Annotated in this window: 25 protein-coding genes and 1 pseudogene; 24 read left to right on the top strand and 2 right to left on the bottom strand. The window is 59.0% G+C overall.

Annotated elements, in window-relative coordinates; genetic code table 11:
• Position 1: 1 nt before the first annotated feature.
• The 10 genes from ABFT80_RS26620 to virB11 are packed head-to-tail and all read left to right on the top strand — an operon-like array spanning position 2 to position 8,591.
• Entirely contained in the window at positions 2-340 is a 339-nt protein-coding gene (locus ABFT80_RS26620) for a type IV secretion system protein VirB3 (protein ID WP_347974973.1), read from the top strand.
• Positions 333-2,714 (top strand): VirB4 family type IV secretion/conjugal transfer ATPase, encoded by a 2,382-nt coding sequence (locus ABFT80_RS26615; RefSeq protein WP_347974972.1) that lies wholly within the window; start codon positions 333-335, stop codon positions 2,712-2,714. Before ABFT80_RS26620 ends, ABFT80_RS26615 begins: the two co-directional genes overlap by 8 nt.
• Positions 2,714-3,412 (top strand): P-type DNA transfer protein VirB5, encoded by a 699-nt coding sequence (gene virB5, locus ABFT80_RS26610; RefSeq protein WP_347974971.1) that lies wholly within the window; start codon positions 2,714-2,716, stop codon positions 3,410-3,412. The genes ABFT80_RS26615 and virB5 overlap by 1 nt, the downstream gene beginning before the upstream one ends.
• Positions 3,409-3,645, top strand: a complete 237-nt coding sequence (locus ABFT80_RS26605) for an EexN family lipoprotein (protein WP_347974970.1) — start codon at positions 3,409-3,411, stop codon at positions 3,643-3,645. Before virB5 ends, ABFT80_RS26605 begins: the two co-directional genes overlap by 4 nt.
• 4 nt (positions 3,646-3,649) lie before the next feature.
• Positions 3,650-4,546: a type IV secretion system protein gene (locus ABFT80_RS26600; protein WP_347974969.1), complete on the top strand. Its 897-nt coding sequence runs from the start codon at positions 3,650-3,652 to the stop codon at positions 4,544-4,546.
• 51 nt (positions 4,547-4,597) lie between these two features.
• Positions 4,598-4,864: a type IV secretion system protein VirB7 gene (locus tag ABFT80_RS26595; protein ID WP_347974968.1), complete on the top strand. Its 267-nt coding sequence runs from the start codon at positions 4,598-4,600 to the stop codon at positions 4,862-4,864.
• 5 nt (positions 4,865-4,869) lie between these two features.
• Positions 4,870-5,541: a virB8 family protein gene (locus tag ABFT80_RS26590; protein WP_347974967.1), complete on the top strand. Its 672-nt coding sequence runs from the start codon at positions 4,870-4,872 to the stop codon at positions 5,539-5,541.
• The gene (gene virB9 / locus ABFT80_RS26585) at positions 5,538-6,395 is read left to right on the top strand and encodes a P-type conjugative transfer protein VirB9 (RefSeq protein WP_455190018.1); all 858 of its coding nucleotides are present in this window, start codon (positions 5,538-5,540) and stop codon (positions 6,393-6,395) included. Before ABFT80_RS26590 ends, virB9 begins: the two co-directional genes overlap by 4 nt.
• Before the next feature lie 10 nt (positions 6,396-6,405).
• A complete protein-coding gene (gene virB10 / locus ABFT80_RS26580) occupies positions 6,406-7,578 on the top strand; it encodes a type IV secretion system protein VirB10 (protein ID WP_347974966.1) in 1,173 nt (390 codons plus the stop codon).
• A gap of 8 nt (positions 7,579-7,586) precedes the next feature.
• Positions 7,587-8,591, top strand: coding sequence for a P-type DNA transfer ATPase VirB11 (gene virB11 / locus ABFT80_RS26575; RefSeq protein ID WP_347974965.1), 1,005 nt, complete (start codon positions 7,587-7,589; stop codon positions 8,589-8,591).
• An 837-nt stretch (positions 8,592-9,428) separates the two neighbouring features.
• Here virB11 and ABFT80_RS26570 read toward each other — a convergent pair.
• Complete coding sequence (locus tag ABFT80_RS26570) at positions 9,429-10,469, bottom strand: LacI family DNA-binding transcriptional regulator (RefSeq protein WP_347974964.1); 1,041 nt, start codon at positions 10,467-10,469, stop codon at positions 9,429-9,431.
• A gap of 149 nt (positions 10,470-10,618) precedes the next feature.
• Here ABFT80_RS26570 and ABFT80_RS26565 point away from each other — a divergent pair, with 149 nt between their 5' ends.
• From ABFT80_RS26565 to ABFT80_RS28195, 14 genes are all read left to right on the top strand, one after another.
• On the top strand, positions 10,619-11,593 hold the full coding sequence (locus tag ABFT80_RS26565; RefSeq protein WP_347974963.1) for a substrate-binding domain-containing protein: 975 nt from the start codon (positions 10,619-10,621) through the stop codon (positions 11,591-11,593).
• A gap of 122 nt (positions 11,594-11,715) precedes the next feature.
• Positions 11,716-12,732, top strand: a complete 1,017-nt coding sequence (locus ABFT80_RS26560) for an ABC transporter permease (protein WP_347974962.1) — start codon at positions 11,716-11,718, stop codon at positions 12,730-12,732.
• Positions 12,729-13,550, top strand: coding sequence for an ATP-binding cassette domain-containing protein (locus ABFT80_RS26555; protein ID WP_347974961.1), 822 nt, complete (start codon positions 12,729-12,731; stop codon positions 13,548-13,550). Before ABFT80_RS26560 ends, ABFT80_RS26555 begins: the two co-directional genes overlap by 4 nt.
• A gap of 20 nt (positions 13,551-13,570) precedes the next feature.
• Positions 13,571-14,473, top strand: a complete 903-nt coding sequence (locus ABFT80_RS26550; protein ID WP_347974960.1) for a sugar phosphate isomerase/epimerase family protein — start codon at positions 13,571-13,573, stop codon at positions 14,471-14,473.
• A gap of 173 nt (positions 14,474-14,646) precedes the next feature.
• The gene (locus ABFT80_RS26545; RefSeq protein ID WP_347974959.1) at positions 14,647-15,819 is read left to right on the top strand and encodes a Gfo/Idh/MocA family protein; all 1,173 of its coding nucleotides are present in this window, start codon (positions 14,647-14,649) and stop codon (positions 15,817-15,819) included.
• A 75-nt stretch (positions 15,820-15,894) separates the two neighbouring features.
• The gene (locus tag ABFT80_RS26540; RefSeq protein ID WP_347974958.1) at positions 15,895-16,836 is read left to right on the top strand and encodes a sugar phosphate isomerase/epimerase family protein; all 942 of its coding nucleotides are present in this window, start codon (positions 15,895-15,897) and stop codon (positions 16,834-16,836) included.
• Complete coding sequence (locus tag ABFT80_RS26535; RefSeq protein ID WP_347974957.1) at positions 16,833-17,126, top strand: putative quinol monooxygenase; 294 nt, start codon at positions 16,833-16,835, stop codon at positions 17,124-17,126. The genes ABFT80_RS26540 and ABFT80_RS26535 overlap by 4 nt, the downstream gene beginning before the upstream one ends.
• Entirely contained in the window at positions 17,126-18,055 is a 930-nt protein-coding gene (locus ABFT80_RS26530; RefSeq protein WP_347974956.1) for a TIM barrel protein, read from the top strand. The genes ABFT80_RS26535 and ABFT80_RS26530 overlap by 1 nt, the downstream gene beginning before the upstream one ends.
• A 15-nt stretch (positions 18,056-18,070) precedes the next feature.
• Positions 18,071-19,993 carry a bifunctional 5-dehydro-2-deoxygluconokinase/5-dehydro-2-deoxyphosphogluconate aldolase gene (locus ABFT80_RS26525; RefSeq protein ID WP_347974955.1) on the top strand — a complete coding sequence of 641 codons (1,923 nt, stop codon included), beginning with the start codon at positions 18,071-18,073 and terminating at the stop codon, positions 19,991-19,993.
• Positions 19,990-21,828: a 3D-(3,5/4)-trihydroxycyclohexane-1,2-dione acylhydrolase (decyclizing) gene (gene iolD, locus ABFT80_RS26520; RefSeq protein ID WP_347974954.1), complete on the top strand. Its 1,839-nt coding sequence runs from the start codon at positions 19,990-19,992 to the stop codon at positions 21,826-21,828. The genes ABFT80_RS26525 and iolD overlap by 4 nt, the downstream gene beginning before the upstream one ends.
• 11 nt (positions 21,829-21,839) lie before the next feature.
• Positions 21,840-22,649 carry a 5-deoxy-glucuronate isomerase gene (iolB, locus tag ABFT80_RS26515; protein ID WP_347974953.1) on the top strand — a complete coding sequence of 270 codons (810 nt, stop codon included), beginning with the start codon at positions 21,840-21,842 and terminating at the stop codon, positions 22,647-22,649.
• Positions 22,636-22,980, top strand: a complete 345-nt coding sequence (locus tag ABFT80_RS26510) for a hypothetical protein (RefSeq protein WP_347974952.1) — start codon at positions 22,636-22,638, stop codon at positions 22,978-22,980. Before iolB ends, ABFT80_RS26510 begins: the two co-directional genes overlap by 14 nt.
• The gene (locus tag ABFT80_RS28200) at positions 22,878-23,141 is read left to right on the top strand and encodes an SDR family NAD(P)-dependent oxidoreductase (RefSeq protein ID WP_455190020.1); all 264 of its coding nucleotides are present in this window, start codon (positions 22,878-22,880) and stop codon (positions 23,139-23,141) included. Before ABFT80_RS26510 ends, ABFT80_RS28200 begins: the two co-directional genes overlap by 103 nt.
• The gene (locus ABFT80_RS28195) at positions 23,083-23,223 is read left to right on the top strand and encodes an SDR family oxidoreductase (RefSeq protein ID WP_455190017.1); all 141 of its coding nucleotides are present in this window, start codon (positions 23,083-23,085) and stop codon (positions 23,221-23,223) included. The genes ABFT80_RS28200 and ABFT80_RS28195 overlap by 59 nt, the downstream gene beginning before the upstream one ends.
• A gap of 118 nt (positions 23,224-23,341) precedes the next feature.
• Here the strand turns inward: ABFT80_RS28195 and ABFT80_RS26505 are convergent.
• Positions 23,342-23,467 (bottom strand): annotated as a pseudogene (locus tag ABFT80_RS26505) (IS630 family transposase); the annotation flags it as partial.

Below are 23,467 nucleotides of genomic sequence, written 5' to 3'. Positions count from 1 at the left end.
AGTGTCCGATCAGACCCCCCTTGAGGAAGACACGCTGTTCCTAGCCTGCACCAGGCCGGCGATGATCGGCGGCGTGACGATGGAGGCGATGGGGATCAATATGATCTTCACGACGATCCTCTTTATCGTCGCGGGATCGGTGGCCTACGCGCTCGTAGGCCTGGTGTTTCACGTCATCTTCAAGGCCATCGTCAAGCACGACCACAATATGTTCCGCGTGCTGCTCGGCTGGATCGAGACGCGGGGAAGAAATCGCAACAGCGGGTTCTGGGGCGGATCGAGCCTTACACCGCTGAAGCTCGTTCGGCGATATGACGAAAGGGATCTCGGCCTTGCCTAGTACCGCGACCGTCAGAAGCCGTGAGCTCGAACCCGAGACCTTCATACCTTATGTCCGCCACATCGACGAACGGGTGATCGCGCTCGAGTCGCGTGCCCTGATGGTGGTCATCGCCCTCGAAGGCGTATCTTTCGAAACGGCCGACACGCTCGACCTCAACGCGCTGCACCGGGACCTCAACACGCTTTACCGCAACATCGCAGATGAGCGGCTGGCGCTGTGGACGCATATCATCCGGCGACGTGACAACGAGTATCCCGATGGCGAATTCTCCAACGCCTTTTCGCGGACGCTGAACGAGAAATACCGAAGCCGGATGATTGGCGAGGACCTGTTCCGCAACGATCTCTATCTCAGCCTCGTCTGGCACCCGGGCAGGGATCCCGCCGAGCGGCTTGCGGCGTTCCTGTCGAAACTGTGTAAAGCACGGCGGCGCGGGATCGAGCTTGATGAGGATGCCCTCAACTACCTCGAAGACGTGATCGTCGATGTGACGGCCGGCCTGAAGCGTTTCGGCCCGCGCGTTCTTACCCTTCAGGAACGTGACGGCATGATCTTCTCGGAGCCGAGCGAAGTGCTGCATCAACTGGTGGGTGGGCGCCGTGAGGCCGTCCCGCTAACAGAGGGTTGCGTTTCGTCCGCGATCTATTCCGACCGGGTCATTGTCGGACGCGAGACGGTCGAGATCCGTCACGAAGGCTCGAGCCGCTATGCTGGGATGTTCGGTTTCAAGGAATATCCGGCTCGCACAAGGCCCGGCATGTTCGACGGCCTTCTCACAGTCCCCCATGAATTAATCCTGACCCAAAGCTTCTCCTTCCTATCGAAGTCGGATGCGAAGACGATAATGGGGCGTAAGCAGAACCAGATGGTCAGCGCCGGCGACAAAGCCGGATCTCAGCTCGAGGAGCTCGACGATGCGTTGGATAATCTGGAATCCAACCGCTTCGTACTAGGTGACCATCACCTGACTCTGACGGTCATCGCAGACTCGGTGAGGGAATTGACGGAAAATCTGGCCAAGAGCCGGACTCATCTAACCAACGGCGGCGCGGTCGTCGCGCGCGAGGACCTCGGGCTGGAAGCAGCTTGGTGGGCGCAGCTCCCAGGAAACTTCCGCTATCGCGTCCGCTCGGGCGCGATCACCTCGAAGAATTTCGCGGCCTTTTCGCCTTTTCATTCCTACCCGGTCGGACAGCGCGACGGAAACGAATGGGGGCCGGCGGTTGCCATGCTGAAGACGGCGTCGGGATCGCCGCTCTACTTCAATCTGCATTATGGCGATCTCGGCAACACCTTCATCGGCGGGCCATCCGGCTCGGGGAAGACTGTGCTGCTCAATTTCATCCTGTCGCAAGGCGAGAAGTTCGACGCGCATATCGTCTTCTTCGACAAGGACCGCGGCGCTGATCTTTTCGTGCGCGCCGCTGGCGGCACGTATCTGCCGTTGAAAAACGGCCGGCCGACCGGCTGTGCTCCCTTAAAGGGCATGGAATTGACGCCGGAGAACAAGGTGTTCCTGGCGCAGTGGGTGACCAAACTCGTCGGCTCGAAAACCCGGGAACTCTCCGTCGCGGAGACGCGTGACATCGCCAATGCCATCGATGGACTCGCCGATCTGCCGGTGGAGCGGCGCACGATCGGCGCGCTGCGCACCTTCCTCAACAATACCGATCCCGAAGGCATCGCATCTCGGTTGCGCCACTGGGAGAGGGGAGGTCCGCTGGGCTGGGTGTTCGACAATGTCATCGAGGACATTGGCCTCGGAGACTTCGGTGTTGGTGGCAAGTTCGTCGGTTATGACATGACCGACTTCCTCGATAACGAGGAGATCCGCACGCCGCTGATGGCTTACCTCTTCCACCGGGTCGAGCAGCTGATCGACGGCCGCCGCATCATCATCGTGATCGATGAGTTCTGGAAGGCGCTTGCCGACGAAGGCTTTCGCGACCTGGCCCAGAATAAGCTCAAGACCATCCGCAAGCAGAACGGGCTCATGTTATTCGCCACGCAAAGCCCGCGCGATGCTATTAACTCGCCGATCGCACACACCATCATCGAGCAGTGCCCGACCCAGGTGTTCATGCCGAACTCGCGCGGAAGTCGCTCCGACTATGTTGACGGCTTCAAACTCACCGAACGGGAATATGAGCTGATCGCGCGTGAGCTCTCAAATGAGAGCCGCCGCTTCATCGTCAAGCAAGGCCACAACAGCGTCGTCGCCGAGCTCAATCTCGGCGGTTTCGATGAAGAACTCGCCGTGCTGTCCGGCCGCACCGCCAACGTCGAGCTTGCCGATACGATCCGGGCGGAGACCGGCGACGATCCGGAAGCTTGGCTTCCTCTCTTCCAGCAGCAAAGGAGTGCAGGCTGATGCATATGCGCAATCCGATGATGGCGGCTGCCGCCATCCTTGTCCTGTCGGCCGGCGGCGCCAGCGCGCAGGGGATCCCCGTGATCGATCAGACCGCGATCCTGAAGCACATCGAGAGCATCACCCAGCTGAAGTCACAGCTCGATGCGCTCAATCAGCAGATCACGCAAGCCGAGCAACTGTTCGGATCGTTGAACAAGCTGACGAATATGGCCGATGTTGCGTCGCTTCTGAACCAGCCTGAAATACGTAAGGCCTTGCCGCAAGACTTTGCGGCAATAGAAAGCCTACTAAGCGGCAACGGCTCGGGTGCGTTCGGCGATTCCGCCTCGAAATTCCTCGGTGACAATTCGACCTACCAGACCTCGGCCAACGATTTCTACGCCCAGGAACTGGCCCGCGTCCAGAACCGCAATGCCGGCCAGATGAGCCTAGGCCAACAGATTTACGATGCGGCCACCAAGCGCATAGAGGGGATCGATCAGTTGCGACAGCAGATATCCTCGGCGAGTGATGCCAAGGATATCGCCGATCTCCAGGCGCGCATTCAGGCTGAAAGTGCCTTCCTGCAGACCGATCTCCTGCGCATGCAGGGACTGCAGATGGTCCAGCAGGCGCAGGCCCAGGTCGAGGATCAGCGCAAGGCCGAAGACTGGCGCAAACGCATCGACACGATGAACACGGCGCTGTCGCAATGAAGCGTGTCGCGGCTCTCGTCATGATGGCATTGCTGGCGGCTTGTTCGGAACCGCCGCCGGCTAAGGTAATCACCGTTAGCGAGTTTCTCGCCGACGAGAGCCTGCGCGCCGATCATATCGGAAAATGCCGCGAGAACCCCGGTGAACTGGGGCAGACGCCCAACTGCCGTAACGCCGAAGAGGCGGAGGGCAAGGCCCGGCTCGAGCGCATGAACAGGGCGCTGGGGGGATAGCGCCATGTATACCGTCTTCGACTTTCTTGACCGCCAGTTCACGACACCGCTCCAGAACTTCATCAGTTCGGGCACGAGCGGGATCAGCGCGTGGGTGACGGGTCCGTTGACGGCGGCGCTGACCCTTTACGTGATCCTGTACGGATTTCTGATCCTCCGGGGATCGGTGCAGGAACCGATCATGGAGTTCGCCTTCCGGGCGATCAAGCTCGCCATCATCCTGATGCTGGTCAGGAACGCGGGCGAATACCAGACCTACGTGACCAACGTCTTTTTCGAGGTTCTACCGAGGGAAGTTTCCGAAGCCCTGAACACCGGTGGCGCCCCAAGCGCCACGACCTTCGACAGCCTGCTAGACAAGGGTCAGAAGTCCGCCAACGATATCTGGGCGCAGGCGTCCTGGCCGGTCGATCCGCTGACCGGCTTTGCCGGCCTCGTCGTGATCGTTGTGACGTTCATCGTCGCCTCGATTGGCTATGTCGTCTCGCTCTACGCCCGTGTTGCGCTTGCCATCATTCTGGCGATCGGCCCGATCTTCATTGCGCTGGCTATGTTCCAGTCAACACGGCGCTTCACCGAGGCATGGATCGGGCAGCTCGCCAACTTCGTCATTCTTCAGGTTCTGGTCGTTGCGGTCGGCTCGCTGCTGGTCACCAGCTTCGCGACAATGTTCACCACCGTCGAAGCCTACAGCGACGTCCTGATGCGACCGATCGCTGTCGGCGCCATCGGCCTGGCCTCCCTCTATGTCTTTTACCAGCTGCCGGGCATCGCGTCGACGCTCGCGAGTGGTGGTGCCTCGCTCACCTACGGCTTTGCTGCCGGTCGGGATGCCCATCAAAGCACTGTCACGAGGACGATTGGTTGGGGTTGGCGCCGGCTGACCGGCAGAGGAGCCTGACGCCATCACCATGAGGGGTATTTGAGCGTGCATATAGTTCGAGTTGTAACAATGATGGGTCTGATGGCTGCCGTCTCCGGCTGCGCGACGCTAAGCTACCCACTTCCCAAATGCGACGGCTATGCGAAAAGGCCGCTCAATCGCTCGATGTGGGATTGGGATGCTGACAAAGCTCAGGGAATGCAACAGCAATCCTCGCTGGCCACCGACGGGACAGGATTGGCATTCACCGATCAGTCGGCCGATGCAGCTGCCAAGAGCGTAGCCTTCGCCGGGTTCGATGAAGCCGGCCCTCACACCGCCTGTCGGGCAGGGTAGGGGGCATGGTGACGACAGACAGTCTCAAGGAATATTTCGACAAGGCACGGCGCTTCGACCAGGACCGGATGGTATCGGCCGAGCGTTCGAAACGCATCGCCTGGTTCGTCGCTATCGTCGCCAGCTTGCTGGCTTGCGTCTCGGTCGCCGCCGTGGTCGCGCTGACGCCGCTCAAGACGGTCGAGCCTTTCGTCATCCGCGTTGACAATTCCACCGGGATCGTCGACGTGGTGTCGGCCATGGCGGCGTCGGCCGGCAGCTATGACGAGGAAGTCACCAAATACTTTGCCGCTCGCTATGTCCGGGCGCGCGAAAGTTATGTCTGGTCGGAGGCAGAAGAGAATTTCCGGACCGCCTCGCTCATGTCGAATGCGGCTGAGCAGCAGCGCTTCGCCGCTGTGTATCGCGGCGGCAATCCGGAGTCGCCGCAGAACGTCTATGGGCGCTCTGCGACGTCCCGCATCGGGATCAAGTCGATCTCAATTATCAACAGCAATGTCGTTTCAGTCCGCTACACGCGGACAATCACGCCCGGCGAAGACGTCCGCACGACCCATTGGGTGGCAACGATCACCTATTCCTATGCCAATGCCCCAATTTCCTCCAGCGACCGGTTGGTGAACCCGCTTGGGTTCGTGGTGAGCGAGTACCGGGCCGATCCGGAGGCTTTGAATTGAGAAGACAATCGTTCCTTGCCGCAGCCGTCATCGCGGCACTGGCTGCATTCCCTGTTCAGGCCCTGGAGATCCCGGCAAGCGCGCAGCAGGACAATCGCGTGCGCTTCGTCAGCTACCAGCCCTACAATATCACCCGAATTGTCGGCACGATCCGTTCTTCGGTCCAGGTGGAGTTCGCGCCAGACGAGGAAATCGCTCATGTCGCTCTCGGCAATACCGTTGCCTGGGAAGTCGCGCCGGTCGGCCACATCCTGTTTCTCAAACCTCGCGAGAACCAGCCGGCCACCAACATCTCGGTTGTGACGACGCGACGCGACGGCTCCAAGCGCAGCTATCAGATGGAATTGGTGGTGCGTGACGGATCGGTCGATGCCGGGCAGAACACGTATTTCTATGTGAAGTATCGCTATCCGGCCGATGAAGCGGAGCGACGACGCCTCGAGGAGGAGGCCAGGAAGCGTGCGGCCGAAGCCGGCTATGCCGATCAGGTCCTCGGCATCCATGAACAATACGGCCCCCGCAACTGGCGCTATTCGGCGCAAGGCTCCGCCGCAATCGAACCGCAGGCGGTCTACGATAACGGCAAGGTGACGACCTTTGCGTTCAGCGGCAATCAGGAGATGCCCGCGATCTACATAGAGAACTCGGACGGGACGGAAAGCCTGGTGCCCAAGACGGTTCAGGGCGACCTCGTTCTCGTCCATGCAATCAGCCGCAAGTTCATCCTGCGGCGCGGATCGGACACGCTCTGCATCTTCAACGAGGCCTATTCGCCGGTGGGCGTCAATCCGGGAACCAATACCACCTCGCCCTCGGTCGAACGAGTGGTGAAGGTTCCGGCTGCGGGACAATAAGGGAGCCGCCATGACAGATACGCCAGAAACAACGATCCCCGGCGAACGCGGACAGACCTCGGCGGCGCGCAAGGTCGACAGCAATCCGTTGCTCAAGCGAGGCGCTGTCGTGCTGGCGGTCGTCGCCTTCATGGGTTTCGCCATGTGGTCAATGCGGCAGGGGCCGAAGGAGGACGTCGAGCAGCCGGGGTCGGGGGTGATCCGCCAGACGACGGAGTTTGAACCTGCCCGAGCTGAACCGGAGCCCGTGGTCCTGCCCGTACCGGAGATCAAGCTTCCGACGCCGGCCGTCGAGGCGGCCGAGACGCATCCCGTCGATGAACTGCTTGACGCGGCAAGAAGGGCACCGGTGATGGCATTCGGTGGTGGACAATCAGGCAACGCTTCCAAGCCTTCCAACTCGTCCGACACACCAACTGATCAAAATTTCCTTCCAGTCGATGGTCTCCTGGGCGGAGGAGGGCAAGGAGAGAACGAGCATCAGCGCTTCAACCGGATGCTCAAGCCAACCGTACTGGAAGGCTCGAAGGCCGGACATCTCGGCAATCGCAACTTCATCGTCGCTATGGGGACCTCGATCCCCTGCGCGCTCGAAACCGCACTGTCATCGGACCAGCCGGGCTTCACCAGCTGCGTGATTACCCGCGACATTCTCTCCGACAATGGCCGCGTCGTGCTGATGGAAAAAGGCACTCAGGTCGTTGGCGAATATCGCGGGGGTCTGCGCCGCGGCCAAAGCCGGCTGTTCGTGCTATGGAACCGCGCCAAGACACCGACGGGCGTCATCATCACATTAGCGTCGCCGGCGACCGACGCTATCGGTCGCGCCGGCTTTGATGGCTACGTCAATACGTATTGGTGGGAGCGCTTCGGCAGTGCCCTGCTGCTGTCGGTGGTTGGAGATATCGCAACCTATGCTGGGCAGGAGCTGCAACGGAGTGATGTTCAGGCTCAGGGCATGACAAGCGCCGGCAAGGACGCCGCTGCGATAGCCGTCGAGCAGTCGATCAATATTCCACCGAACCTGATGAAGCATCAGGGCTCGCTTGTTTCGATCTTCGTGGCTCGGGACCTCGATTTCTCAAGCATCTACGGCTTGCGGGTTACTGAGCCCCGTAACACGATCTACGACCGCGCCGTGATGGGCGACTTCTATCCAAAATCCGACTTGGTGACGAAGTAGGATCGGCAATGGCGGAAAATTCAGATGCCGGTGTCGTTCGCCAACTGCTTCTCCCGCTCGACCAGTTCCTGAAGGACAAGAGCCTCTACGAGATCGTCATCAATCGACCCGGAGAAGTGCTGACGGAGGGAACAGCAGGCTGGCGGCGTCACGAATTGCCCGACCTGACGTTTGACAAGCTGATGCGGCTGGCGCGAGCGGTGGCAAGTTTCTCCAATCAAGGCATCGATGAAACTCGGCCGCTTCTCTCCGCCGCCCTTCCTGATGACGAGCGAATCCAGATAGTCATCCCGCCAGCAACAACACCAGACGCCGTTTCCATTACAATCCGCAAGCCCTCCTCCGTTGCACTGTCCACGATGGATCTGGAGGCGGACGGCTTGTTCGAGAATGTCGTCGCCAGCACGGATCGGAACTCTCGCGAAGATCCCCTGCTAGCGAGCTACCGGAGAGGACAATATCGCATTTTCCTCGAAGAGGCCGTATTGGCGCGAAAGAACATCATCATCTCAGGCGCCACTGGCTCCGGAAAGACCACGATCTCGAAAGCCCTGATCCAGCATATTCCGCAGGACGAACGGCTCATTAGCATCGAGGACACACCGGAGCTGACGATCCCTCAGCCAAACCATGTCCGGCTGTTCTATTCGAAAGGCAGGCAGGGGTTGGCAAAAGTCGGCGCGAAGGATCTGCTTGAATCGTGCCTGCGCATGCGCCCGGATCGGGTCCTGCTGCAGGAGTTGCGTGACGGCACCGCATTCTACTACATCCGAAATATCAATTCCGGGCACCCCGGCTCGATCACCACCGTCCATGCGGATTCGCCAAGCCTAGCGTTCGAGCAGTTGACACTCTTGGTCAAAGAATCCGAAGGGGGACAGGACCTCGACCGAGAGGATATCCTCAACCTTCTCAAGATATCGGTCGACGTGATCGTGCAGTGCAGGAGGGTTAGCGGTCGCTTCCGCGTAACCGAAATTTACTATGCCGATGATGCCGACACGGTAGGATAAACCACAAGAGAGACCAAAGGGAGGATATGATGAGAATTGGTAGCCGAACATGACGGACTTTATTGCTGCGGCGATTGTTCTCGTAACATTTCGAACCGGTTACGATCTCGTGTCGCACCGGGTTGGTCACTGAGTCGGCTTTAACTGAAAATCGAGCTTTTCGCTCACCCTTGGCTATTGGCCACTTTGTGCGAAGAAGCGTTCAGGGCAAGTGACTGAAGCCAACTGAGCATTGATCGGCCGCCGGTCACCGTTGTGTTGTTATGTTAAGCCTCCCGCTCTCGATTAACGTGAGAGAAAATTTGCGAACGGCGTTTCACCACCCTTAAGCCAGAGCAGGCATTTCGGCATATTTGCAATATGGCGACTGATATGGCTTGCAATGAGCATCTTGGTGTCCTCTCAAACCAGTAGATCATCAGCCTCTACCCGTACCCAGATATCTCGATCGTCCGCTTTGATGTATGCAAGAGAAGTTTCGAACTTCGCCTCAAAGCAGGAGCCTCGGCTCTTTAAACCCACGCAATGATGTTTGAGGGTATGCAGTCTCCTGGCATTGCTGAGGATTGCGCAACGGCGAGGTATCCCGATCGAGGCGGTGGGTCAGTTTGCAGCGCAGGCTCCCATCAGACCGGTACCACTAAAACACCTTGCCGAACTGGAAACTGAGTAAGCACGGCGCTCATGCTTGGTTGCCGAAATTGCATCGCAATCTCTCTCGAGCAAGAGCAGACACGTTGGACGAGTGAAAGAACGAGTTCGCTGCCATTCGGAACGTTCGTGCGAAAAATGAAGGCCGCACTACCGACACGAGCGCCGGTTCCATGGCATATTCGACTACGTCCATATGCTCTCCGGCGTAAGGATATCAAATGGAACAATCCGTTGTTCGATTGAGGACGTGTCCGGGCGGTTAAGCAGTCGAAGCATGACATCGATGAGTTCCGCCGGCATCTTGTCCAGCGGGTGGCACAATGATGCCGTGATGAGGCCTTCGCTTAGACCCTTGCGCGTCTCGGGGCCCACATCGCTGCAAACGATTCGAACCTTACCCTGCCGACCAGGTGGAAGCTCACGGATGGCCCGAAGCACGCCGGATATTCCCCCGCCATTTACGAAAATTCCCTTAATCTCCGGTTCCTGCGTCACCAAACGCCGCACGATCTCGTACGCATTTTCGGGCACCTCATGCGTGAGAAGCGTATCGCTGATCTGAAAATCAGGGGCGTTCTCCCGCATGTAGGACCGAAAGCTGGCATCGGCGATGTCTTGGCACTGATAGCGGTTGCTCCCAACCAGAGGAAATACCTTCCCCGGCTCATCGGCCGTCTGGCTGATAAACCACGCCGCGGTCCTCCCTCGCTTCCAGTTGTCCGTGCCGACAAATCCGGCGCGGCTGGCGGCAGATAAATCGGTGACATACGCAACGACGGGAACACCCCTGCCGCGCAATTCGTCAATGGCCTGACTGACCAGAGGGTGATCAGCCGTAATGACAGCCACCGCATCCGCTGACTTGCCAATTTCCAGCAGGTTCTTTGAGACAGCTTCCGGCGATAAATCATCTTCGAATATGACGTTGGGCTCAATGACTGCGTCAGTCCTTCTGTGGGACGCTGCCATCAACCCCTCCGCCCATAGCTGGTAAAGCGGTCTGTGTGACTGCTGCAGAAGAAAACTGAAACGGTGACGGGGCAGGCTGTTTTGCCTGCGCTGGCGCAACGCTCCCAACCCGTAAAATCCGATTTTGTCTGCCGCGTCCAGGACTCGATTAATCGTGTCGGCACGCACGGTTCCCGTGCCATGTAATAGCCTGTTGACGGTTGACAAACTGACTCCGGCGGTATTCGCCAGATCAGCTATTGTGGGCCTGTTCATGGGCACCTTCCTATGTGTCATTTATGAATGGCATATTTTGAAACAAAATATGCTCTAACACGCCAAGCTAATTTCATTTTGACATTCTGCGCGCTACAGATCAACACGCAATCAGTCCTCGGGAGGATTGAGAAACGGGAGGAGAAGTTATGAAGGGAATTAAGCGCTTCTGCGCAGCTCTGCTTGCAACGAGTGTCATTGCTTTGGCCGCACCATCTGCCATGGCTGCCAGTATCGCCGTGATTGGCGGCAAGAACGACGACGCGTTCTGGAACCTCATCAAGAAGGGTGTCGATGATGCGCGGCTTGTCGTCGAAGCCAATGGCGGCAAGGTGAATTACCTGCGTCTGCAGAGCTACGACAACTTTGCCCCTGATGTCGTTCAGCTCATCCAGACAGCCATCAGCCAGAAGGTCGACGGCCTGGTCATCCCGAACTGGGTTCCCGAAGGTGAGGACCCGGCAATCAAGGAAGCCGTCGCTGCGGGCATCAAGGTCATCCTGATGAATGCCGGCGGCATCGACAAGGCCAGAGAGCTCGGCGCCATCAACTATGTCGGCTCCGATGAATATCTCGCCGGCGTTGCCGGTGGCGAATATTTCTTCAAGAACGGCAAGAAGAACGTGCTCTGCGTCAACACCGTGCCGGGTGCCGCCAATCTGGAGGCGCGCTGCAAGGGCGTCATCGACGGCATCACCAAAGCGGGCGGTTCGGCCAAGCAACTGCCACTGCCTGCAACCAGCTTTGGCGATGCCACCGCTGTCGCAGAAGCTATCAAGGCGACACTTCTGCAGGACGCTGCGATCGACGGCCTGATCACGATCTCGGCTGGCGATGCGGACTCCGCTGCGATCGGCATTCAGCAGGCCGGGAAAACCGAAACCACACTTCTCGGGACATTCGACCTCAATCAGTCCGGCCTTGATCGCATCAACAGCGGAACTCAGGGTTTTGCAATCGACCAGCAGCCTTACCTACAGTCGCTGCTGGCCGTGACGCTTCTTGCCTCCTCCATCGACTTCGGGACTGACCTTCCGACCGCGCCGGTGCTGACCGGACCGGGGATCGTCGACAAGTCCAATATCGAAGCGACCCTTGCGGGCGTTTCGAAGGGCGCGCGCTGACCGCAACTCAATGTCTCGCATCGATCCGCTGTGAACGCGGCGGATCGACGGTGCATTCGCACCGCGACCGCTGATCCACCGTCAGTCTGGTTCGCCTGCGGCCAAAACCGGGAGTGAATTACGTGAAAAACCTGTCCCTGGGCGATCTTATCCGACGTCCCGAATCCGGCGCCATTCTTGGCCTCGCCTTCGTGCTTATCTTCTTCATCATCTTCGGAAGCATCGAGTTCCTGAAGCCGGCAGGTGCCGCAAGCTGGCTGAACGTTGCCGCCAACCTCGGCATCATTGCAATCCCGGTTGGGTTGCTGATGATTTCCGGCGAGCTCGATATTTCCATCGGCGCGATGATTCCGGCCGGCGCTCTCACAGTGGCTATCATCACCGGCCACTACGATATGCCGATCTGGCTTGGCATTCTCGGCGCTCTGGGGCTGGGGCTGGTGGTCGGCCTGATCAACGGCTTTCTGGTCATTCGGACCGCGGTTCCATCGCTCATCGTCACACTCGGCACCCTGTTTGCGGTGCAAGGGCTGATCCTTGGTTTTTCCGTGCTGCTCACCGGAACGACAAGTGTGGCGCTCAGCCCGGCTGAGTCCGGCGTCGTCGCAAAATCGCTGTTCGGCTCCTTCGTCGGCGGCAGTTTCCAGGTCACGATCTTCTGGTGGCTGGCGCTGACAGCGCTCTACATTTTCTACGTTCATTTTTCGCCGTTCGGAAACTGGCTTTTCGCCATGGGCGGAGACCGCGTCAGTGCCCGCAATGCCGGCATTCCGACAGACAAGCTGACTGTGACACTATTTGTGTTGTCATCTGTCAGTGCCGCCTTCATCGGCATGTGTCAGGCGATCCTGTTCAATGTCGCGCAGGTCTCGGCCGGCATGACCTTCATCTTCAATTCCATCATCGCGGTTGTGGTTGGCGGGGTTCTGCTGACGGGCGGTTTTGGCTCCATCGTCGGGATTTTCCTCGGCACGGTCACCTTCGCCATCGTCAATCAGGGCATCTATTTCACGACGTTCGATCGGAACTGGTCGAGCCTGATCATCGGCGTCATGCTGTTGCTGGCGGTGTTGATGAACAACACGTTCCGCATCATGGCCCTGACCTATTCGCCGAAGAAGAAGGGAGCAAAGTCATGAGCACTCCAATTCTCGAACTCAAAAACGTCCACAAGTCCTTCGGTCCGATCGACGTTCTCAATGACATCTCGCTCAAGGTCAACGCCGGTGAAGTCCTGTGCCTCCTGGGCGACAACGGAGCCGGTAAGTCCACCCTCATCAAGACGCTGGCGGGTGTCTACAAGCCGAATACCGGCGAGGTACTGATGGACGGAAAGCCCGTGGACTTCCAAGGGCCACGCGATGCCCAACAGATGGGTATTTCCACCGTCCACCAGTTCGGCGGCACCTTTCCCCTGATGAGCATCGGCCGTTCTTTCTTTGTCGGAGCGGAGCCCACCAAAGGTTTCTGGCCCTTCCGGGTCTATGACCGGAAGAAAGCCAACGAAATTGCTGTCAAGGCTGTTCAGGAATTCGGGATCACCCGGATCGATGACGGCGACCGTCTGATCGGTGGCTTGTCGGGAGGCGAGCGTCAGTCGCTTGCTATCGCGCGTGCGGTCCATTTCGGTGCGCGCGTCCTCATTCTCGACGAGCCGACCGCAGCGCTCGGCGTCAAGCAGGCGTCACACGTGCTGCGCATCGTCCTTGAAGCCAAGAGGCGTGGCATCGCGGTTGTCTTCATCACCCATCAGGTGACCCATGCGATGGCCGTCGGCGACCATTTCGCCGTTCTGATCCATGGAGCGGTCGCCGCCAACTTCCGCAAGGGAGAAAAGACCCGCGAGGAAATTACCGATCTGATGGCGGGCGGCGAGGCATTGGCCGACCTGGGCGTCGAGATCGAGAACTACATCGCGACCCACGATGGTCATCCTCCACCTGTTGCGTCCAATTAATCGAATGAGCAGGAAGACCCATGAAGATCGCACTTGACCCTTTCATGCACCGCCATCTGTCGCTGGAGGCCTTGCCGGCGAAAGTCCGCGAGCTCGGCTACGAATGGATAGAACTGTCGCCCCGCGCCGATTTCCTTGAGTGGTTCAAGGCGCCCCGCGTATTCCCGGAGCGGATCAAGTCGTTCAAGAAGGCTCTGGCCGCCGAGAACGTCAAGATCGCCTCGCTGCTGCCGATGTATCGGTGGGCGTCCAACGACGAGAGCGAGCGGCAAGCCGCCGTCAAGCATTGGAAGCGCGCCATCGAGATCGCAATTGAACTCGAAGTCGACACAATGAACTCCGAATTCGGCCGTGGCCCGCATCCCGACAAGGGATCGTGCTACTGCTGCCATACGGGATCGATGATTGAGGCGTGTGAAGATGCCTGGTGGCGCTCGATGGAAGAGCTGGTGCCGATCTTCGAACGCGAGAACATCAACCTGCACGTCGAGCCACACCCGGAAGACTGGTGCGAAACACTGCAGCCAGCGCTCGACATCATCCGCACGGTCAACTCGAAGAACGTCAAGTTCCTCTATTGCGCCCCGCACACCTTCTATTTCGGCGACGACACCAAGGCGATGCTACGCGAAGCCAAGGATGTGCTCGCACATGTCCACGTCGGCGACACCTTCAATCACAAGGCAAGTTCGGGGCTGCGTTACATTCTCAATCCGCCTGGCACCCAGGCGCGTATTCACCAGCACTTGAACATCGGTCAGGGCGAGGTGCCATGGGACGATTTCTTCGGCACGCTCGCGGAGATCGGCTTTGATGGCATCATGACGTCATGCGTTTTTGCCTGGGAGGACAAGGCGGACGAGTCCGGGAAGTTCATGTGCAACGAGATGCAGAGCTACGTTCAAAAGTACAAGAAGCCGTAGCCCGAGACAGCGCAATCACCGGGCTGCTTTTTTCGTAGAGCAGGCCGGTCACCAAAGCAGCCACGCGTGCAAGCGCGCACATTCAAAGAGACGTTTTAAGCGGCGCCGGGTCCCTACCGCCGGACGGCGAAGCTTTGCCACAAACACCGGCAAAGGGCCGGAGGAGATATGAGATGATCAATGGTGAAAAGAAAATAGAACGGCCTCTGCGTTGGGGTATGGTCGGTGGCGGCCGGACAGGGCAGGTGGGTTACAAGCACCGCACCGGCGCATTGCGCGACGGCACCTATCGCCTGATAGCCGGCGCGTTCGACCTCGATGCTGCTCGGGGTCGCGACTTTGGCGTTAATCTCGGTGTGGAAGCGGACCGTTGCTATGACGACTACAAGGAGCTGATCACCAAGGAGACCGCGCGCGAAGACGGCGTCGAGGTCGTTTCGATCGCGACGCCGAATTTCACGCATTACGAAATCACCAAGGCGTGCCTTGAAGCTGGTATCCACGTCGTTTGCGAAAAGCCGCTATTCTTCACGGTCGCCGAATGCGAGGAAATCGAGAAGCTTGCCGACGAGAAGGGCCTTATCGTCGGTGTCACCTACGGCTTTACCGGTCATCCGCTCGTCCATCAGATGGCGGCCATGGTTGCCAAGGGCCTGCTGGGTGAGATCCGCATTGTCGACATGCAATACACCCACGGCTTTAATGCCGGTGACGATGTTGGCGCCGGGGAAGCGCTGAAGTGGCGCACCAACCCGAAGACCGCAGGCCCGACCTTCGTCCTCGGTGACATCGGCACCCATCTCTATTACCTCTCCGAAGTGGTCTTGCCGCACCTGAAGATCGAGAAGCTGCTTTGCGACCGCAAGGCGTTCATCCCGACGCGCGCACCACTGGAAGATCATGCGACCGTCCTGATGCACTATGACAACGGTGCTCGTGGCCGTCTTTGGGTGTCTTCCGTTAACGCCGGCAACATGGGCTCTCAGCGTTATCGCTTTGTCGGATCCAAGGCGTCCATCGAATGGTCTGACAGCCATCCCGACCAGCTGTTCTATGACGTGCAGGGCGAACCAAACCGAATCTTGCACCACGGCATGCCCTACCTTGAAGAAGAGAGCCTTGCGGTGGACCGCATGGGCGCGCTGCACACCGAAGGGCTCGGCGACAGCTGGTCGAACATCTACCTTTGGATCGCTCAGGCCATCGACGCCAAGAAACGGGGCGATGAAGCCTTCCTGAAGCCACATCACTATCCGGGCATCAAGGCTGGCACCGAAGGCGTGCGCTGGCTGGAGAACTGCGTCCACTCCGCGGATGCCGGCTCTGCCTGGGTTGATTTTAAATAACTGACTCGGGGACGCGCCGACGCTCTGCCATCTCCCAAGCGCGCGTCCCCGCCACCTATCAACAGGAAGAATGCCATGAAACTATCAATCTGCACCGACGTCATGGGCGACCTATCCTTTACGGACATGCTCGACAAATGCGTCAAGCTCGGCGTCGAGGGCATCGAAATGACCGGGGGCGGCTGGTCACGCGCCCCACACTTTCGTGCCGACGAGCTGCTGGCCGACAAGGGCCTTCTGAAGACGAAACTCAAGGAGATCGAGGCCCGGGGTCTGGAGATCGCGGCGCTGAATTGCTCGGCCAACCCTCTCGATCCGGGCGACATGGGCAAGCGCCATCGCAAGGAAATGGAAGAGACGATCCGTCTTGCCGGCGAAATCGGCATTAAGACCATCGTCACGATGTCCGGACTGCCGGAAGCTGCTCCCGGCGATATGGTTCCCAACTGGCTCGTCTATACCAAGAGCTGGCCGGACGAGATGCCGGAGCGCGATCGCTACCAGTGGGAGGATCGTGCGTTTCCGCTGTGGCACGAACTGGTGAAGCTCGCCAAGGAAGTCGGCGTGGAGAAGTTCGCGCTCGAAAACTTCTCGGCCATGCTTGTCTGGAACCCCGAAACGCTGTTTCGCCTGCGCAACGAGGTCGGCCCGAGCGTCGGTATGAACCTCGACCCTAGCCACCTTTTCTGGAAGGGCGCCGATCCGATTGCGTCTGCACGCGCGCTCGGCAACGCCATCCATCATTGCCACGGCAAAGATACCCGCATCGAGCGTGGACTGGCGGACGTCAACGGCCTTCTGGAGCTGAAGGACGTCACTGATGTCGCCAACCGCACGTGGAACTATGTCGCCGTTGGCGCGGGCCATGATCTACAATGGTGGAAGGAATTCTTCTCCGTCGTCCGCATGGTTGGCTACAACGGCTGGGTCAGCCTCGAGATGGAAGACTTTACGATGTCGACCGTCGCCGGCATTCAGTCGTCGATCGACGCGCTTCAGGCAACGATCAGCCGATGACAGAGCCGTACAAGTTCATCGTCACGATCGAGCTTGTACCGGGGACGCGGGACGAAATTCTCGCCCGCGCCCCTGAGATCCAATTGGCAACGAGAGCTGAAGACGGATGTCTCTCATTCGACTGCTTCACCTGCACGGACAATCCAGACCGGCTGGTGTTCATCGAAGCCTGGCAAGATGAGCAGGCATACGCTGAGCACCTGCTCAAAGACCACACGCAACGTTTCCTCGAATTTTACGAACCCTTCCACCGGTCGTTTACCTTCGAGACAATCACGGCAGGGACCTGATGGCCAACCCGATCACCATAACCACCGCGCCTTGCTGCTGGGGTGTCGATGATGTCAAAAATCCGCACCTCCCCGCCTGGGAAAAGGTGCTGGATGAGGCGCAGGCGGCCGGATTTGGAGGGCTGGAGCTTGGACCCTACGGTTACCTGCCGCTCGATCTGTTTCGCGTCTCCAACGCGCTGGACAAGCGCGGCCTGAAAATCGTTGCAGGCACGATTTTCGATGACCTCGTCTCCCCGGCAAACCACGACAATCTTTTGCGACAGACCGATGAGATTTGCGTGCTGATCACACGGCTACCCAAGCCTGAGGCCCATCCGGGTCAGCGCTATGCAGCACCCTATCTCACCGTGATGGATTGGGGCCATGAGGTGCGCGACTTCACCGCCGGCCATTTCGAGCGGGCTCCGCGCCTTGATGACAAATCCTGGCACGGCATGATCGACAATATCCGTGCGATCGCGACGCTGGCGCGCGACGAGTACGCGGTGCGCGCGGTGATCCATCCACATGCGGGCGGATATATCGAATTCGCTGACGAGCTCCAGCGTGTCGTCGACGACATCCCGGTCGATCTCGCGGGGTTGTGCCTGGATACCGGGCATATGGCTTATTCCGGCATGGATCCCTCCGCCACGCTTCGAAAATATTGGGATCGGGTCGACTATATCCATTTCAAGGATATCAACGCCGAGATTTATGCGCAGGTCATGGAAGAGCACATCCGTTTCTTCGATGCCTGCGCCAAGGGTGTCACGTGCCCGATTGGCCGTGGCTCCATAGACTATCAGTCCGTCCGAGCGCTTCTCACCGAACTCGGTTACGGCGGCTATATCACCATCGAACAAGAGCGCGATCCGCGCAACACCGGCAGCATTCTGGATGATCTGGCCGCCAGCCGGGCCTTTCTGGCGCGCGCCGGATTCTGAGCAGGGAGTTTTGAAATGAAACCACTCGACGTCATCACCATCGGCCGGTCATCCGTCGATCTTTACGGCCTCCAGATCGGGGGCCGACTTGAGGATATGGGCTCGTTCAACAAGTATATCGGCGGATCCCCGACAAACATCGCCTGTGGTGCAGCGCGGCTCGGCCTCAAATCCGGGCTGATCACCCGTGTTGGCGATGAACACATGGGCCGCTTCATCCGCGAACAGCTGGTCAGGGAGGGCGTGGACGTTGGTGGCGTTGTCACCGACCCGGACCGGTTGACCGCACTGGTTCTGCTCGGCATTCGCGACGAGGACACGTTTCCACTGATCTTCTATCGCGAGAATTGCGCCGACATGGCGCTTTCCGAGGCCGACATCCGGCAAGACTATATCGCCTCGGCCCGTGCCATCGTTGTGACAGGCACGCATTTGTCGAACCCGCGAACTGAGGCTGCCGTTCTGAAGGCTCTTGGCTTCGCACGTGACAGTGGTGCCAAAACGGCGCTCGACATCGACTACCGCCCCAACCTCTGGGGCGTGGCCGGGCATGGAGATGGTGAAAGCCGCTTTGTCGCCAGTCAGATCGTCACGGCAAAACTGCAGTCAAATCTGCACTTCTTTGACCTGATCGTCGGAACCGAAGCGGAGTTTCACATCGCCGGCGGCACGACCGACACGATCGCAGCATTGCGCGCCGTCCGTGCCGTGTCTGCCGCCACGCTCGTCCTGAAGCGCGGAGCCAAGGGAGCCGTCGCGTTTGAGGGCGACATACCCGACAATCCCGACGATGGCATTTCGGGCGAAGGGTTTCCGATCGAGGTCTTCAACGTCCTTGGTGCGGGCGACGGTTTTTTCTCCGGCCTGCTGAAGGGCTGGCTCGATCGGGAAGGGTGGTCGACCGCCCTCAAATATGCAAACGCCTGTGGCGCATTCGCCGTATCACGGCACGGCTGCACGCCGGCCTATCCGTCGCTGACGGAGCTGGAATTCTTCCTGAGACATGGGATCCAGCGAGCGGATCTGAGAAACGACGCCGAACTTGAGCAGATCCACTGGTCGACAAATCGTCATCGCAATCACGGCGAAGATTGGCGGGACTATCGGATATTCGCCTTCGATCATCGCATCCAGCTTGAGCAGATGCCGGGCTACACCCTGGAGCGTGGTGGCGCCTTCAAGGAACTCTGCGTTCAAGTCGCGGTTCAGGTCCAGGCCGGACGCCGCGGCTACGGCATTCTTTGCGACAACCGCATCGGCCGGAAGGCGCTGCACGCCGCCTCGGGAAGCGGCCTTTGGATTGGGCGGCCGTGCGAATGGCCAGGATCGCGTCCGCTGACGCTGGAGCCGGAACTTGGAAGCGACTACGGAGCTTTAAACGAATGGGCGCGCGACAATGTCGTCAAGGTGCTGTGCTTTTGTCATCCCGACGACGATGCGGCAATCCGCGCCGACCATGAGGCCACCGTCAAACGGCTGTTCGAGGCATCCCGACGCAACAATCTCGAATTCCTGCTGGAGATCATTCCATCGAAAGTGGGGCCGGTCGATGACGACACCTCGGCGATCCTCATTCAGCAGTTCTACGACATCGGTGTGTTCCCTGACTGGTGGAAGCTGGAACCGATGACGCCGCCCGCGGCATGGTCAAAGACGATTGCGGCCATCGAAAAGAATGACCGCCATACGCGCGGGATCGTCGTGCTTGGTCTCGATGCACCGGAAGCGGAACTTGCCGCCAGCTTCGAGGTGGCAGCAAGTTTTGAGCTCGTCCGTGGATTTGCCGTCGGACGAACGATTTTCGGCGACGTCGCGCGCGCCTGGATGAAGAACGAAATCGAAGACGCGGCTGCCATCGAGGAGATGGCGAAGCGTTATGGCCGCCTGGCATCGATCTGGGATAAGGCGCGGGCATCCGCGCGGGAGAAAGCAGCATGACAAACACAATCAGGCTTACCGCAGCACAGGCGCTTGTGAAGTGGCTATCGGTACAGATGACGGAAGAGAGCGAGCGCTTCATCGAGGGCATCTGGGCGATCTTTGGCCACGGGAACGTGGCGGGTCTTGGCGAAGCGCTCCACGGCATTGGCGATGCCCTGCCGACATGGCGCGGCCAGAACGAACAGACGATGGCGCATGCCGCTATCGCATACGCCAAAACGAAACGACGCAAGCGCGCTCATGCTGTGACATCGTCGATCGGGCCGGGGGCGACCAACCTGATCACGGCGGCAGCACTTGCGCATGTCAACCGTTTGCCCGTGCTGTTCATCCCCGGCGATGTCTTTGCCAATCGCCGGCCCGATCCTGTTCTGCAGCAGATCGAGGATTTTGATGATGGTACGATCAGCGTCAACGATGCGTTCAAGCCGGTCGTCCGGTATTTCGATCGTATCGCGAGACCGGAACACCTGCTGACGGCGCTGCCACGAGCGCTATCGGTGATGACCGATCCAGCCAATTGCGGGCCGGTCTGCCTGGCCTTCTGCCAGGACGTGCAGGCTGACGCCTTCGATTATCCAGAAAGCTTCTTCGAGCCGAAGGTCTGGCGCATCCGCCGCCCTGAGCCCGATCCGGGCGAAGTGGAAGATGTTGCGGCCCTGATCCGTGCCGCAAAAAACCCGGTTATCGTTTCAGGCGGCGGCGTTCTTTATTCTGATGCTGAAGATACCCTGTCGGCCTTCTCCAGAAAGCACAACATTCCTTTCGTTGAAACACAGGCCGGCAAGGGGGGAAATGCCTGGGCCGACGAATTAAATTTCGGATCTCCGGGGGTCACCGGCTCGCAATGCGCCAATCTCCTATGCGAAAACGCGGACCTCGTCATTGGCGTCGGAACGCGGTTTCAGGATTTCACGACGGGATCCTGGGCGCTCTTTAAGAACGGTGGCCGTAAACTCATCTCGATCAACCTTCATGGCTACGATGCGACAAAGCACGGTGCTACGCCGGTCGTGGGCGACGCTCGCGTGACACTGGAGAAACTGACAGCGTTGCTTTCGGATCATAAAGCCGCCGAGTTCGACGCGGGCTCCCGAACCCGGTGGCACCAAGCCGTGAAAGACGTTACTGCCGCACCTGACGCCGGTTTGACCAACCATCTCCCGACCGATGCGCAGGTCATTGGGGCCGTTCAGCGGGTTTCGACCGCGGACACCGTTGTCATGTGTGCGGCCGGAACCATGCCCGGCGCGCTGCAAATCCTCTGGCAGTCCGCCAAGGGGGGCTATCATATGGAATATGGCTATTCTTGCATGGGCTATGAGGTGGCCGGTGCCATGGGTATTAAGCTCGCTGCACCCGACAAGGAAGTCATCTGCTTCGTTGGCGACGGGTCCTATATGATGGCCAATTCCGAACTGGCAACAGCCGTGATGCGGCGTGTGCCCTTTACCGTGGTTCTCACCGATAACCGCGGCTACGGCTGCATCAACCGCCTGCAGATCGAAACGGGCGGCGCCGAATTCAACAACATGTACAAGGACAGCAACATCGAAGAGATGCCGGAGATCGACTTCGTCGGCCACGCCCGATCAATGGGAGCCCATGCGGAAAAGGCCGCTAATATCGCCGAACTCGAGAAGAAGATCGTTGAGGCCCGCTCGCGTACCAAGCCGACGGTTATCGTGATCGACACGGATGCCGGTCAAGGCACTGGGGCAGGGGGGTATTGGTGGGACGTCGCAGTGCCGCAAGCCGGCGGTCCGGAACGGCTGGAACGCGCCCGCGAGCATTATAACCAGAATGCGCGCGAGCAGCGGACCTTCAACTGAGGAAAATTGATATGGCAGATCTTCTCCGCAAACCGTTCGGAAACCATGGTAAAGTCCATGAGATCACGCCGCAATCGGCCGGCTGGCGCTATGTCGGTTTCTCTCTCTATTGTCTGCGGTCAGGGGAAAGGGTCGGAGAAGCGACCGGCGACCGCGAAGTGATCATCGTCATGGTTGAGGGTAAAGCCGATTTGCAAGGGGCAGGAAAGGATTGGGGCGTCCTCGGAGAGCGGATGAATGTCTTCAAAAAGACTCCACCCCATTGCCTTTATATACCCAACGATTCCAGTTGGCGCGCGACTGCCGTGACCGACTGCACGATTGCAGTCTGCTCAGCGCCGGGAAAGGGGGATCATCCCGCCCGCCGGATCGGTCCCGACGGGATTTCGCTGACGGAGCGCGGCAAGGGCACCAACACCCGCCACATCAACAACATCTCCATGGAGAACGAGGACTATTGCGATAGCCTTCTCGTGACGGAAGTGTTCACCCCGGCAGGGCACTGGTCATCCTATCCAAGCCACCGACACGATGAGGACGATTTTCCGCGGATAACCTATCTTGAGGAAACCTACTATCATCGCCTCAATCCGGCATCCGGCTTTGGAATTCAGCGGGTTTATACCGATGACGGCCGACTCGATGAAACAATGGCGGTCAAGGACGGCGACGTGGTTCTCGTTCCCCGCGGTCATCATCCGTGTGGTGCACCTTACGGCTTCGAAATGTATTATCTCAACGTCATGGCCGGGCCGTTGCGCAAATGGCGCTTCATTCCAGCGCCGGAAGTCGAGTGGATCATGGAGCGTGACGCGAAGTGATCAAAAGAGCGCTCAATCAAAAGACCGCACCGCACTGTCCTACGAGGCGTTCCTGAACTTGGCGCAAGTGCTTGGCTGTCTGGGCGTCGAACCGCGCAACGATCTCGGTCGCCCCCTGTTCGACGGTATCGCTCCGGCAGAGGCAGGAGCGATGGCGCGTGAGCGCGGTTTTAGACTGTTGGGATTGAGCGAAGTCTATCCCTTCAACGACTGGTCAGGTGAGAGTGCATCCGCCATTCAGGCGCTGATAGATGGCGCATCGCTTCCATTTCCGGAATCCGTGCGAGCGTCAGTCGGGTTGCATACGGTTCCTCGAAAGCAGGAATGCTGATGATGACGCAGATCATGGCCGTGGAGTTTGCTACGCACGGCGTTAGGGTCAACGCGATCGCTCCTGGCCCAATTGAGACGACTCTAGTGCTCGCGGGTCCCAATGAAGCGTTACGGCCGTCCCTCGGAAATGGCCGGCGCCGCACTCTTCCTGCTCGATGAGCGGAGCTCCAGTTACATGACTGCACGAGTGTTGGTTCTCGACGGGGGATTCTCGATAAGTGGTCTTTTGGGTAGCGATTAAGTTCCACTCAGCCATTTACGATTGCGAATAATGTCCGCGATGGAAAGGCTCCTACATGAATTGAAATTCGCATTTGTGTCGGTTTCCAATAGAAGCTGATCCGAAGTGGAGTGAACCCCTAGTCACCTGAATCTGAAGTTCGGTTCATTGTCTTCTGGCAGAAGCGCTTGACCGACGCGAGGATCTGGTCAGCGGATTTGACCCACTTGTATGGGGTGGGGTTCTCGTTGTGGGTTTCGATGAA

This window comes from Foliimonas ilicis, from assembly GCF_039939195.1.
Classification (GTDB): Bacteria; Pseudomonadota; Alphaproteobacteria; order Rhizobiales; family Rhizobiaceae; genus Foliimonas; species Foliimonas ilicis.
This window is presented reverse-complemented; position numbering and strand designations above follow the sequence as displayed.

Bases quoted from the DNA above. Each gene is read 5' to 3' on its own strand.
- ABFT80_RS26535 (WP_347974957.1), top strand. From the start codon at position 16,833: ATGACAGAGCCGTACAAGTTCATCGTCACGATCGAGCTTGTACCGGGG.
- ABFT80_RS26565 (WP_347974963.1), top strand. From the start codon at position 10,619: ATGAAGGGAATTAAGCGCTTCTGCGCAGCTCTGCTTGCAACGAGTGTC.
- ABFT80_RS26545 (WP_347974959.1), top strand. From the start codon at position 14,647: ATGATCAATGGTGAAAAGAAAATAGAACGGCCTCTGCGTTGGGGTATG.
- ABFT80_RS26595 (WP_347974968.1), top strand. From the start codon at position 4,598: ATGATGGGTCTGATGGCTGCCGTCTCCGGCTGCGCGACGCTAAGCTAC.
- ABFT80_RS26605 (WP_347974970.1), top strand. From the start codon at position 3,409: ATGAAGCGTGTCGCGGCTCTCGTCATGATGGCATTGCTGGCGGCTTGT.
- virB10 (WP_347974966.1), top strand. From the start codon at position 6,406: ATGACAGATACGCCAGAAACAACGATCCCCGGCGAACGCGGACAGACC.
- ABFT80_RS28195 (WP_455190017.1), top strand. From the start codon at position 23,083: ATGAAGCGTTACGGCCGTCCCTCGGAAATGGCCGGCGCCGCACTCTTC.
- ABFT80_RS26570 (WP_347974964.1), bottom strand. From the start codon at position 10,469: ATGAACAGGCCCACAATAGCTGATCTGGCGAATACCGCCGGAGTCAGT.
- ABFT80_RS26525 (WP_347974955.1), top strand. From the start codon at position 18,071: ATGAAACCACTCGACGTCATCACCATCGGCCGGTCATCCGTCGATCTT.
- ABFT80_RS26550 (WP_347974960.1), top strand. From the start codon at position 13,571: ATGAAGATCGCACTTGACCCTTTCATGCACCGCCATCTGTCGCTGGAG.
- ABFT80_RS26540 (WP_347974958.1), top strand. From the start codon at position 15,895: ATGAAACTATCAATCTGCACCGACGTCATGGGCGACCTATCCTTTACG.
- virB11 (WP_347974965.1), top strand. From the start codon at position 7,587: ATGGCGGAAAATTCAGATGCCGGTGTCGTTCGCCAACTGCTTCTCCCG.
- virB5 (WP_347974971.1), top strand. From the start codon at position 2,714: ATGCATATGCGCAATCCGATGATGGCGGCTGCCGCCATCCTTGTCCTG.
- iolB (WP_347974953.1), top strand. From the start codon at position 21,840: ATGGCAGATCTTCTCCGCAAACCGTTCGGAAACCATGGTAAAGTCCAT.
- ABFT80_RS26590 (WP_347974967.1), top strand. From the start codon at position 4,870: ATGGTGACGACAGACAGTCTCAAGGAATATTTCGACAAGGCACGGCGC.
- iolD (WP_347974954.1), top strand. From the start codon at position 19,990: ATGACAAACACAATCAGGCTTACCGCAGCACAGGCGCTTGTGAAGTGG.
- ABFT80_RS26600 (WP_347974969.1), top strand. From the start codon at position 3,650: ATGTATACCGTCTTCGACTTTCTTGACCGCCAGTTCACGACACCGCTC.
- ABFT80_RS26530 (WP_347974956.1), top strand. From the start codon at position 17,126: ATGGCCAACCCGATCACCATAACCACCGCGCCTTGCTGCTGGGGTGTC.
- ABFT80_RS26555 (WP_347974961.1), top strand. From the start codon at position 12,729: ATGAGCACTCCAATTCTCGAACTCAAAAACGTCCACAAGTCCTTCGGT.